This window comes from Vibrio sp. Hep-1b-8, from assembly GCF_006124995.1.
Classification (GTDB): domain Bacteria; phylum Pseudomonadota; class Gammaproteobacteria; order Enterobacterales; family Vibrionaceae; genus Vibrio.
Genome location: NZ_QEWN01000019.1, coordinates 26,068 through 35,266 on the forward strand (window position 1 = coordinate 26,068; position 9,199 = coordinate 35,266).

At 44.3% G+C, this 9,199-nt stretch carries 11 protein-coding genes and 1 pseudogene; 5 read left to right on the forward strand and 7 right to left on the reverse strand.

Annotated features, from left to right (window positions below; all coding sequences use genetic code 11):
* Positions 1-2: 2 nt before the first annotated feature.
* The 3 genes from DA100_RS05560 to agaR (DA100_RS05570) all read right to left on the reverse strand — a co-directional run bounded on the left by DA100_RS05560 (position 3) and on the right by agaR (DA100_RS05570) (position 3,267).
* Complete coding sequence (locus tag DA100_RS05560; protein ID WP_138971285.1) at positions 3-1,286, reverse strand: D-tagatose-bisphosphate aldolase, class II, non-catalytic subunit; 1,284 nt, start codon at positions 1,284-1,286, stop codon at positions 3-5.
* Between the two features lie 8 nt (positions 1,287-1,294).
* The gene (agaR, locus tag DA100_RS05565) at positions 1,295-2,071 is read right to left on the reverse strand and encodes a transcriptional repressor AgaR (protein WP_138971286.1); all 777 of its coding nucleotides are present in this window, start codon (positions 2,069-2,071) and stop codon (positions 1,295-1,297) included.
* Between the two features lie 425 nt (positions 2,072-2,496).
* The gene (gene agaR, locus DA100_RS05570) at positions 2,497-3,267 is read right to left on the reverse strand and encodes a transcriptional repressor AgaR (protein ID WP_138971287.1); all 771 of its coding nucleotides are present in this window, start codon (positions 3,265-3,267) and stop codon (positions 2,497-2,499) included.
* Between the two features lie 264 nt (positions 3,268-3,531).
* On the opposite strand from agaR (DA100_RS05570), the gene DA100_RS05575 reads away from it, so the two are divergent.
* Positions 3,532-3,777 carry a DUF3297 family protein gene (locus DA100_RS05575; protein WP_006880246.1) on the forward strand — a complete coding sequence of 82 codons (246 nt, stop codon included), beginning with the start codon at positions 3,532-3,534 and terminating at the stop codon, positions 3,775-3,777.
* 170 nt (positions 3,778-3,947) lie between these two features.
* Positions 3,948-4,214 carry a DUF2999 family protein gene (locus DA100_RS05580; RefSeq protein WP_138971295.1) on the forward strand — a complete coding sequence of 89 codons (267 nt, stop codon included), beginning with the start codon at positions 3,948-3,950 and terminating at the stop codon, positions 4,212-4,214.
* A gap of 59 nt (positions 4,215-4,273) precedes the next feature.
* Here DA100_RS05580 and DA100_RS05585 read toward each other — a convergent pair whose 3' ends face one another.
* Positions 4,274-4,861, reverse strand: coding sequence for a GNAT family protein (locus DA100_RS05585; protein ID WP_138971288.1), 588 nt, complete (start codon positions 4,859-4,861; stop codon positions 4,274-4,276).
* Between the two features lie 83 nt (positions 4,862-4,944).
* Positions 4,945-5,712, reverse strand: coding sequence for an AraC family transcriptional regulator (locus DA100_RS05590; RefSeq protein ID WP_138971289.1), 768 nt, complete (start codon positions 5,710-5,712; stop codon positions 4,945-4,947).
* Positions 5,713-5,854: 142 nt separating this feature from the next.
* Here DA100_RS05590 and DA100_RS05595 point away from each other — a divergent pair, with 142 nt between their 5' ends.
* Positions 5,855-6,757, forward strand: a complete 903-nt coding sequence (locus DA100_RS05595; RefSeq protein WP_138971290.1) for an AraC family transcriptional regulator — start codon at positions 5,855-5,857, stop codon at positions 6,755-6,757.
* A gap of 85 nt (positions 6,758-6,842) precedes the next feature.
* Here DA100_RS05595 and DA100_RS05600 read toward each other — a convergent pair whose 3' ends face one another.
* The gene (locus tag DA100_RS05600) at positions 6,843-7,445 is read right to left on the reverse strand and encodes a LysE family translocator (protein WP_138971291.1); all 603 of its coding nucleotides are present in this window, start codon (positions 7,443-7,445) and stop codon (positions 6,843-6,845) included.
* Positions 7,446-7,566: 121 nt separating this feature from the next.
* Here DA100_RS05600 and DA100_RS05605 point away from each other — a divergent pair.
* Positions 7,567-8,047, forward strand: a pseudogene (locus DA100_RS05605) (Lrp/AsnC family transcriptional regulator).
* Positions 8,048-8,099: 52 nt separating this feature from the next.
* Here DA100_RS05605 and DA100_RS05610 read toward each other — a convergent pair.
* Complete coding sequence (locus DA100_RS05610; RefSeq protein WP_138971292.1) at positions 8,100-8,438, reverse strand: cytosolic protein; 339 nt, start codon at positions 8,436-8,438, stop codon at positions 8,100-8,102.
* Positions 8,439-8,605: 167 nt separating this feature from the next.
* On the opposite strand from DA100_RS05610, the gene DA100_RS05615 reads away from it, so the two are divergent.
* Positions 8,606-9,199 (forward strand): IS110 family transposase (locus DA100_RS05615; RefSeq protein WP_138971293.1); only part of this gene is annotated, 594 nt, incomplete at its 3' end.

Sequence of the window (9,199 nt, forward strand, 5' to 3'; positions counted from 1 at the left end):
TATTACCTCACAACACATGCTTTATTATAAATTTCAATAACTTTCATGATTTTATTAAGAATTATCTCTTTGGGCTTATTCTCAATATTTCCAGAAACTACCTCATCGAATTGTTTTGGCAGATACTGGCTTAGCATGGTAAGTGGGATACTTATCGCATTTAAATTGGCCATCATTTTGTTTACGGCATGCGTTACCACATCATTTGACCAATAATAACGAATACGATCACTAAGGCTGAACTGTAAATCGATTAGTTGCTTCCGTGGATTGTCTGAGTAGTATTTTTCCCAATGTCCTCGACATTCAAGCATTTGACCTAAAACGATTTGTTTTAGATTTGAGCTTTCTGACTGACTAAACAGGACATTTTCAATATCACTCAAGGCAAATAGAGCTTCTCTCAATGCATAAGTTAGAGCTGGACCCACTTTGAGAATAGCGAAATGGTCGTTCACAAGTTGACGGTATGCTGATGGATTCTGATAATCGGTAGAGTGAGCTTCAAACACGATGTGGGGCTGACTGTCTATTATCTTACTCAGCAACTGCGCTTCGTCACTCTGATAGTGGTGCACCATATGGTGGTCAAACTCAACACCTGGCTGAACAACCAAACCAATCACTCGTGGCCAAACATAACCCAGTCCAGCATCGCTAAATGCCTGATGATGGGCATCCAATGTTGCCAACGCCTGCTCGGGTTGAGTTACTTCAATACACTCATCCTGCAACGATTCCAGAGCACCACCCGGAGTCGGTACTTCTGTACCGATGACATATACGGGTGCTTCACCACCAACACTTCTCCAAGCCTGCTCCGCAACCACACATAGCTGTGCGGCCCGCTGTGCCATGATCTCTTCACTTAGCGGAGTTTGGTCATCCGCGCATGGCATTGAACAATCGAGGTGAATTTTCTTAAACCCTGCACAAACGTAGTCATGGATCATCTGAGCTGAATATTCCATAGCCTGACTTGCAGACAGGTTTTGCCAGCAGTTTGGGCCAAGGTGATCGCCACCCAACACCACTTTTTCTGCAGGGAAATTGAGACGTTCTGCTAAAGAGAGCACGTGACTGGAAAAGTCTTGTGGTGTCATCCCTGTGTAGCCACCAAACTGATTGACCTGATTAGACGTCGCTTCTATCAGCACCAGTTGTTGATCTTGTGTCGCTTGTTTAATCGCAGCTTCAAGAACGAGCGGATGCGCGGAACAAACAGAGTAAATACCCGTTGCTCGGCCTTGCTTATGCTGTTCAATTAGAGAAAGTAACGCTTTCATTTTGATTCCTAGTTAACGGTTTGGTCGGCAATAATCACGTCAACACCCATTTCGAGAAGAGCGCGATGCGTTGCATGGGGAATATTGCTGTCAGTGACCAACACATCGATTTGGTGTGCTGCACGGATCATGCAAAAGCTCTTGCGGCCAAATTTGCTTGAGTCGGTAACAGCAACAATTTGACGTGCAACTTCGCACATAGCTCGATTGACTTGTGCTTCCTGAGTGTCTGGGGTAGTTACACCGGCTTGCAGATCGAATCCATCTACACCGAGAAAAAGTTTGTCAAATAGGTAAGAGCGAATTTGCTGCTCCCCGTGATTACCCGTTAATGAACATGACGCACGACGAAGACTGCCACCCACAACATGAAGATCGACGTTTTCAAGCTTGCTAAGTTGATAAGCAGTGTTAAGTGCATTGGTCATAACAACCAATTGCTGTTTGTTTGCGAGGTACTGTGGCATTAAGCCTATAGTAGTCCCTGAATCTAAGATAACCGCTTCGCCATCATGGATAAGGTCAGCAGCTACTTGAGCGATCGACTGCTTAGCAGTTCGGTTAAGTTGGTCTTTGCGATAAAGAGGCTGATCGAATGCAAAGTTAGGGTTAAGTGTTGCACCACCATAACAACGAAATACACAGCCCTCTTTCTCGAGCAAATTCAGGTCATGACGAATAGTGACCGCAGAAACATTGTACTGCTCGACAAACTCGTCCACTTTTCCAGAACCATGGCTGCATATATATGCCAAAATTTGCTGTCTTCGTTCCGCACTGGTCATTTACCAAATCCTCTTTCGTTACATTTCACTTGGTGCATGAAATGTTTCGATTTCCTTTTGATTGGTATTAAAACAGGACAGACTAAGGAAAAGTGAAAGCTAGATCACAGTCAGTTTCCTTTCGATTTAAACCCAAAAAACGTTTCACTTCAGAGAGAGTGAAAGACTAGACTTTCACTCTTGACCAAAATTTGCACTTTGTAAGTACCATGAAAGCTGGTTTTCACTATTTGATAACTGAAAGAAACAATTAATTGGGTACAATTCATTAGGTTTCGAAATGCAATCTGTCTTAGATCACAAACTGGAGCATCAATGAATTTTTATAGCGCTATAAAAATAAAACCAGCCGGTGTTTGGCTGGTTAAAAAAGTCACTTTTATAAGCACTAAAATAGATTTATGAAGGAATAATAAGGAACGAGATTAGGCAACAATATGAACATCTACACCTAATGCTGTGAGGTGGTCCACATAGTTTTGAGGGATACCGCTATCAGTAATTAATATGTTAAGTTGTTCTGGACGAGCAATCAGGCAAAAGCTTTGACGGTCAAATTTCGACGAATCCGTTACCGCAATAACGGTTTGAGTAGCCTCTAACATTTTCCGGTTAATATCAGCCTCACCTTGATGTGGAGTGGTAATTCCAGCCGATTTATCAAACCCATCAACTCCCAAGAACAACTTATTAAACCTATAGCCAGTAACTAAGTCTTCTCCACCGACACCATGAACTGAGTAGGAATTTTTACGCATCGTGCCACCAGCCACCATCACAGTGACATTCGTTTTGTTGGCAAGGTGGTAAGCGATATTGATGCCGTTGGTCATGACAACAAGATCATGCTTAGAGTCAAGATGGTAAGCAATCTGCTCAGTCGTTGAACCTGAGTCAAGAATGACCTTATCGCCATCCGCAATAAGAGATGCAGCGTATTCACCGAGCTTAGCTTTGATACTACTGTTGAGCTGCTTCTTATCATTCAATGGACGCTCAAAAGCAAACTGGTTATTAAGCAGTGCGCCCCCATAACATCTTTTTACACAGCCTTGTTTCTCAAGATAATTGAGATCATTGCGAATCGTTACTTCAGAAACCCCATATTGCTGCGCAAAATAATTGACATCCCCTTTTTGAGTATTCTGAATAAACTTCAGAATTTCTTTGCGTCTCAAGGTCGCATTCAATTTCATATAATGTGATAACCCATAATAGAAGTAGCGTTCTTATCCACGATATTTAACAACCGATGACCATTGATATAATGCAACCTTTTACACATACCATCAATGGAAAATCTCGCCAGAACGTTGCAATAACTAGGGGCAACGGGCGAACTAACAATACGCTAAAACATAGCCGGCGTTAAATGCCCGCTAGAAAAAGGACAGGCTTGAATCCAAATCAAGCACTGACTACAATAACGCACTTTTTTTACGGACTTCAAGGTCGCAAACATGACAGATACAGCTAAACCAGCTCTACCAGATCGCCTATCAGGTAACCCACGCAGCCCTTTCTTTGTCAAAGAGTGCTTCGATCACCAAATCGGTATTCGTTTCAAAGGTAAAGAGCGCACTGACGTTGAAGAGTACTGCGTTAGCGAAGGTTGGATTAAAGTTGCTTCGCCAAAAGCAAAGGACCGTTACGGTAACCCTATGCTTATCCAACTTAAAGGCGAAGTAGAAGCGTACTACGTTTAAGCTGAACCAAGATTTACACTATAAAGCTCGAGCCCGACTCGAGCTTTTTTATATCTGCGACTAACATCGCCCGACAAAGTAGCATTGGAATCCTGCTGGCTGGGAGTTCAATCGTACCCGAACCAGTGCTAAACTCTGGCGAAATGAGTACCAACTAAAAAGGAAACATGATGAATCCGATTATTGCACTGCTAAAAGAAAGCAACATCAGCGACGCACAAATCAACGAGATTTTTCAGACTCTGACACAAAACCCTTTTGCTGCAATGGCAACTATCAGTCAATTGGGCTTACCACAAGACAAACTTCAAATGCTGATGGCTCAGGTAATGCAAAACCCTGCGCTAATCAAAGAAGCGGTTGAAGAGTTGGGATTGGACTTCTCTAAAGTTGAAGAAGCGAAAGAGAAGCTTCAGAGCCAGAATCAGGCTAACTAAGCACTTGATACAAAAAGGCCGTTAAACCCGACTAAGGTATTTAACGGCCTTTTGCTTTGTCAGCGGTTTAATGCACTGAACTGCTCGGCAGTAATGCCGTAATAGAGCTTGTCATCAAAACCGTGCTCAAGCTTATAGTAGTCTTTCTGGCGTCCCTCCTGAACGAAGCCACACTTCTCAAGAGTTTTGTAAGAGCCGACATTTTCCGCGTAGCAATCTGCACTTACCTTATGTGCGTCCAGTTCGGTGAACCCTAGCTCAGTCATCATCTGACATGCTCGGGTTGCAATGCCCAGCCCCCAGGCACAAACAGGCAGCTGGTAACCCACTTCGTAATTGCCGGTTAAAAACATCACTTGCGTTATCGCTGTCATACCCATGTAGTTATCCTGGTGGTCACGAATAACAAATGTTGGATTATCGGGCCAGAGTCCGTCTTTAATCGCCTGTGCTGTGTTGTCGATGATAGGACCAAAGAAACCCTGGTACAGGCTGTTTTCGGCTGGAGCAAAGAACAGGTACGGATTGACCTTATCATCGTTAAGCATCTCGATAATATCGGCCAGATCAGATGCTTGAATCAACTTAATATTCAGTGACTCGCTAAACGCAATAGCTTGACCTTGTTTTAGTTTTTGATATGACATGTTTTACCTCGTTATCTGCCAGAGATAGTAGCGCAGCAGTCGAGAGAATAATTGGACTTTTGCGACAATCTGGATTGGTGCGATTACTCAAAGTCTCCGTAGATATCTATGGTCAAGTCACGTCTTTTCATATAGTTACCCGGCGTTTTTCTAAGCTGCTGATAAAGCGCCAGAATCATCTGCTCTAAACGTGCCATTTTCTGGTATTGCTTGACGCTTAATCCCACGACCTGCTTAAAACTGCGCTCAAGAGTACGCCTAGAGCAGGCACATTGGCTGGCAAGCGCTTCAACATCCAACATCACGTCAGGTGTCATTACAGTTTGCTTATCCATCTCCTGAACCGCTTTCTGCACTGCGATAAACGACTTGCTTTGAGGTAGGGATAGAGACAGGGACGCAAAATGGCTCTGCAGATAGTCGACCAGTGATTCTCTGGTATTCTGTTGCCAAAGCCCTTGCTGAAATTCCGCGTTAAACAGTGGAGTCAGCCAGTCAAACCACTGACATTGATTGATTGCGCTCACCGGTTGGACGACGTTAATCGCATGCTGAAGGATAAACAGCCCCTCGGGACGAAAGGTGATACCAATACGTTTGATCGGTGGATTGTCATCGAGTAAGAGTAAGTGTTCACTAGCCGCTAGGAGATGACTGCCTTTGCCTGAAAGTAGAGTTTCCCCACTGTCATACACGTAAGGTTGCTGCTGTGGAGTAAGCAGTAGATGAGCGCGAGGATTGGGAATAAGGTGCGGTTTAGGCTCGATCACTTCCCCTGGTTCCACCTCTAAGTACCAGATTTGGTGAATCAGCCATTCATACCCTGCTAACTGCTGCTTCCAAGCGATCATAATTGTCCTTATCAATGACGAAATTAAGCTGAAGTCTGAAGCAAAATGTCGAGACTCGCTATACATTTATACAATCATAGCTTTGAAACAAGCTGTCTGTGGGGTAGGCTTTTTAGCAAGTAAAGCAAGGATGTACCAACCAATGCGCGTTGATTATAAAAAACGGCTGATCCCAGTAATTCGCTATCTGGAAAGACACTTTAACCAGCCTCTGAACCTACCAGAGGTCGCCGCCTTGGCGAACCTCTCTCCTTACCATTTTCACCGCATATTTAAAGCGGTTCAGGGTGAAACTCTGGCTGATTACATTCGTCGTTTAAGACTGGCCGCTGCTGCTGACGATCTGTTTAAGTCTAAGCAACCTGTACTCAATATTGCCCTTGAGTATGGTTTTTCCTCTTCGCAAAGTCTGGCAAAGGCCTTTAAACAGCACTATGGCGTCACGCCAACTGCGTTCAGAGACTGTGAGAACTATCAGGAGTTTTCTGAGCTGGCACGAAACAGCAAGATTGGACACACGTTGCGCAAGAATGGAAACGAAGTGCTAAACAGCGATCCATATACTGGCTCTGAACCAACAATATGGAGCAAGACAATGGAACTACAACAATTTGATGCTACTAAACTCGCTTACGTTCGTGTGACAGGCCCTTACGGTGAAGGTTACGAACAAGCAACTCAACGTCTCTATCAGTGGGCTGGAATGAAAGGTTTAGCTGGCAACACCTGTATTTTTATCTATCACGACAACCCGGAAGTCACACCAAATGACAAGTGCCGCACCGATATCTGCTTAATGGTGCCTGAAGATACTGAAGTACCAAACAATATCGAGCTGCAAGATTTTCCTGGTGGACAATACGCCGTGATGCGTCAGAAAATTACCGAACATAGCCAGTACTCCAGAGCATGGGATGATTTAATGGATAACGTGGTTGGCTCAGGAATGGAAAACGATGATCGCCCTTGTTTCGAGCTTTACCACAGCTACGACCCAGAGACTCAACACTCAGATGTCAGCTTCTGTACAGCAATTAAGCAGTAACCCACTCCGTGGAGCGAACGACAGACCAAGCCTTCATATGCGAAAGCTTGGTCTGTTCTAACCCACTATCACACCTTAGTTAACTCTACAAGCCGGGTTGGCTAACCACGAATAGCGCGACAACAGCCAAACTAGCGCCAAAGCATCGATTGATTGCCACCATCTTACGAGGTGATTCAATAAATCGGGTCAGCATCGAGCCAAAGTAAGCCCAGACCAACATACCAATCACTCCGGTCACGACCATGACGCTAATGATAAAAATCACTTGAGCCGTATAGCTTCCGGTTGGTGAGACGAATTGAGAAAATACTGTGATAGATGCGACCCAACTTTTCGGATTAAGGATCTGCACCAATATACCGGAGAAAAAGCCAGATTTTTTCACACTGGCGTCACTGTCGAGTTCCATATTGGCAATTCCCCACGCCATGTACAACAGATACGCAGCACCTAGCCATTTGAGAATCAGATACAACGTCGGATAGAGATTCAATAGTCCGGCAACCCCGACGCTAGCCCCGACAAGTATCACGATCACCCCAACCGCATTACCGATAATGAAAGGTAATGTCGCCCCAACTCCATAACGGCCAGACAGGCCAATTAAAGCAATATTCCCCGCACCTGGAGTCATTGAAATTGAAATTGCGAACAGCATAAAAGCTGTCATTAACTGAGCACTCATTGCTCACTCCCATAAAGTCATTGTTGCGATATGAGATCCAGTCTACCTATCTCTACAGGAATAAAATTGCTATCTGGGTTATGGTAATCATTAAATTGAGCAAATTATTTCCATATGAGCTATGAAAAAGAAAGAATCCACCAACTTTGAGTTAGACAGTACAGATTTTTCCATTCTTGAACGTATCCAGAAAGATGGCCGCATCAGCAACAGCAAGCTAGCGGAAGAAGTTAATCTGAGCGAAACGCCATGCTGGCGACGCTGGAAGAAAATGGAACAAGAGGGCTACATCGAAGGTTATGCCGCAAGACTGAACCGCAAGAAGCTTGGCTTTCAGGTCTCGGGCTTTACTCTGGTGACTCTGGGCAGTCATGAAGTGGAAAATACTGACCCATTTGAGGATTATGTAGCGGAATCAAACTGGATCACCATGTGTCACTGTATAGCTGGCGGCGCAGATTACATCGTTCAGGTAGTCGCAAAAGACTTAGATGAATACTTTGATCGCATCAGCTCAATAAGACGGGTAAAAGGCGTGAGCGCGATTCAGTCCAATGTATCGGTAAGAGATTAAGAGTACTTTCCAGTTGCCGTTGAGTTAAAGATAAAACCCGGCTACATTGAGTTCACCGATATCCACTTACCGAAAACTTATCAGTCCATTCGGGTAATAAAGGTTTGCTCATCATCGACAAAAGCGACAAAGCCACCGTGATAGATAAACACCCGACCACGTCCCTCAACTAGGCAGGCAAGCTGTGGGTTTAAATCTTCTTCGTTATCCTGACTTTGAAATGTGCCGGTATCGGTGATGACTCCACTCAATGTTGGCAGGTAGCCATAAGCGCGTTTTGCTTGATCAATCAGGCTCAATTCGCTGGCGCTAGAGAAGCAAGAAGGGATCGCTCCAGCGTCTTCGATAAACATGGTTTTCAGTTCTTCAAAAGCGGTAATCACCAGCCAGTCGATGCCGTTAACATGATGGATAAACATAGAGTTTCTCGATAATTCTGATGCGCAGATTGTATCACCTTCAGAGCATCAAAGGGGAAGGGCTGACGGTTTTATATTATGGCGTGTGATGAGATGGTCACCTCTATCTCGGCATCGCAATGTGCCATGATTAACTTTTGACAGAATCAAGGATAAAGGTGACCAACATGAAATATAGGCTTATTAGTATCGATTTAGCAAAAAATGTGTTTCAGATTGCTGTATTCGACCGACAAAACAGACCGGTTTCGAATTGCCAAGTACGCCGAAATAGATTGTTGGACACGTTAAGGCAATATGCTCCAACCACTGTTGTGATGGAAGCTTGTTACAGCTCAAATTATTGGGGGCGTGCAATTGAAAAGCTTGGGCATACGGTGAAGCTCGTACCTGCTCGAATGGTTAAAGCGATGCTAGTGGGGAACAAAAACGATGCTAATGATGCGATTGCCATTGCTGAGGCATCTCAACGGCCTAAAATCCATTTTGTTGCAGTTAAAACGATTGAGCAACAAGATATTCAGTCGTTACAAAGAATACGGAGTCAATTCGTTAAACAACGAACGGCCACTGTGAATCAGCTTCGAGGACTTCTGGCGGAATACGGTGTCGTCACTGAACCCAGCAGCGCCTGTTTAATAGGGTCAATCCCGACGATTCTGGAAGACCCCAACAATGAACTCTCCCATGTAACTCGTTCATTCGTTTTAAAGCTCTGGGTGCACTACAAGCAGCTTAGTGAAGAGATTGATTCGCTGACA

Excerpts from the sequence above, each read along its gene's own strand:
- DA100_RS05560 (WP_138971285.1), bottom strand. The coding sequence starts at position 1,286 with ATGAAAGCGTTACTTTCTCTAATTGAACAGCATAAGCAAGGCCGAGCA.
- agaR (WP_138971286.1), bottom strand. The coding sequence starts at position 2,071 with ATGACCAGTGCGGAACGAAGACAGCAAATTTTGGCATATATATGCAGC.
- agaR (WP_138971287.1), bottom strand. The coding sequence starts at position 3,267 with ATGAAATTGAATGCGACCTTGAGACGCAAAGAAATTCTGAAGTTTATT.
- DA100_RS05575 (WP_006880246.1), top strand. The coding sequence starts at position 3,532 with ATGACAGATACAGCTAAACCAGCTCTACCAGATCGCCTATCAGGTAAC.
- DA100_RS05580 (WP_138971295.1), top strand. The coding sequence starts at position 3,948 with ATGAATCCGATTATTGCACTGCTAAAAGAAAGCAACATCAGCGACGCA.
- DA100_RS05585 (WP_138971288.1), bottom strand. The coding sequence starts at position 4,861 with ATGTCATATCAAAAACTAAAACAAGGTCAAGCTATTGCGTTTAGCGAG.
- DA100_RS05590 (WP_138971289.1), bottom strand. The coding sequence starts at position 5,712 with ATGATCGCTTGGAAGCAGCAGTTAGCAGGGTATGAATGGCTGATTCAC.
- DA100_RS05595 (WP_138971290.1), top strand. The coding sequence starts at position 5,855 with ATGCGCGTTGATTATAAAAAACGGCTGATCCCAGTAATTCGCTATCTG.
- DA100_RS05600 (WP_138971291.1), bottom strand. The coding sequence starts at position 7,445 with ATGAGTGCTCAGTTAATGACAGCTTTTATGCTGTTCGCAATTTCAATT.
- DA100_RS05610 (WP_138971292.1), bottom strand. The coding sequence starts at position 8,438 with ATGTTTATCCATCATGTTAACGGCATCGACTGGCTGGTGATTACCGCT.